Source organism: Mucilaginibacter angelicae (assembly GCF_042434235.1).
In the GTDB taxonomy this organism is placed as follows: Bacteria; Bacteroidota; Bacteroidia; order Sphingobacteriales; family Sphingobacteriaceae; genus Mucilaginibacter; species Mucilaginibacter angelicae.
This window is the reverse complement of the sequence record NZ_JBHLTS010000041.1, coordinates 1-1066: the sequence shown is the minus strand read 5'-3', so window position 1 is coordinate 1066 and position 1066 is coordinate 1. Positions and strand designations below refer to the sequence as shown.

1 protein-coding gene is annotated in these 1066 nt (G+C 41.8%); it reads right to left on the bottom strand.

Translation table 11 applies throughout. The features are described from left to right. Positions 1-32 precede the first annotated feature (32 nt). Entirely contained in the window at positions 33-1007 is a 975-nt protein-coding gene (locus tag ACFFGT_RS19200) for an integrase core domain-containing protein (protein WP_377024134.1), read from the bottom strand. Between the last annotated feature and the right edge of the window lie 59 nt (positions 1008-1066).

The window sequence follows — 1066 nt, the reverse complement described above, 5'->3', positions numbered from 1 at the left end:
GGTTTAGTAATTCGGTAACAGAATCAGGTATTTTATTTGTTGTTTACGGATGCCATTTCAATAGGTTTTTTACCATTAATACCCTGATGAGGCCTTTCCCAATTATAGTAAACGAGGTATTTGAGTAATTCATCTTCCAGTTCTGCGAAGCTGTCAAAATCGGTATCCTCGATAAGATCTTCTTTAAGTGTACGCCAAAAACGTTCTACCTTGCCGTTCGTCTGCGGATGGTAAGGTTTCATATACCTTCGTTTGATACCTGTTTCCACCAACATTCGTTCAAACGGATGGTTTTTCTTATTTAAGCTGGTAGAGGTGCCGAACTCTGGGCCGTTATCAGCGATGATCTCTTCGAACTGAATGCCGAATTCGCGCTTAAGGGCTTGCATACAGCGCAGCGAAGTAAACATGGTGGTTAAAGCAGTAATATCTTCCATCACCTCTGCCCAGGCAAGGCGGGAATGATCATCCAACACACAAAGCAGGTACAGCTTCCTGTTTTGTCCCCTGATCACACTTTTACTCAGGTGATGACAGTCTATATGTCCTAACTGGCCCATGCGTTCCTTGATGATCTTTCGCTTTACTTCCTTATCTGTAACAGTTAAACGGTTCTTGTTGTGTCGCTTCAGGATGTTGTATACCCCTGAAGGCGATGGGATAAAGTTAGTAGCTTTTTGTTTAAACCGGTCTGCTATCTCGAACTTATTGCAGCCCCGCGAACGCAAATCGAGTACTTGTTGTTCATCCTGGGGACCAGGACGCCGTGTACTATACTTAGGCCCCCGCTTAGCTGGTAATAAATCGAGTTCATTACCGGATTGTTTAAAACGATTGTAATACTTCAGAAAACTTCTCCGATCAGTATCATGGGCTAAATAGAAGTCTTTAGCGAACCTAAAGCTCGGGTGTTCACCCCGCTTTACCTGCTCATATTCGTTGATTAAAAAACGATACTTACTTAGATAGTTTCGCTTTAGCGTCAGATCATTGGTGTTTATTCGCATAACAAAATTAGCTTAGTTATATAAAGCTAATTCTGTTACCGAATTATCTAACCTTTACA

Coding starts and splice junctions, on each gene's coding strand:
- ACFFGT_RS19200 (WP_377024134.1), bottom strand. CDS start 1,007: ATGCGAATAAACACCAATGATCTGACGCTAAAGCGAAACTATCTAAGT.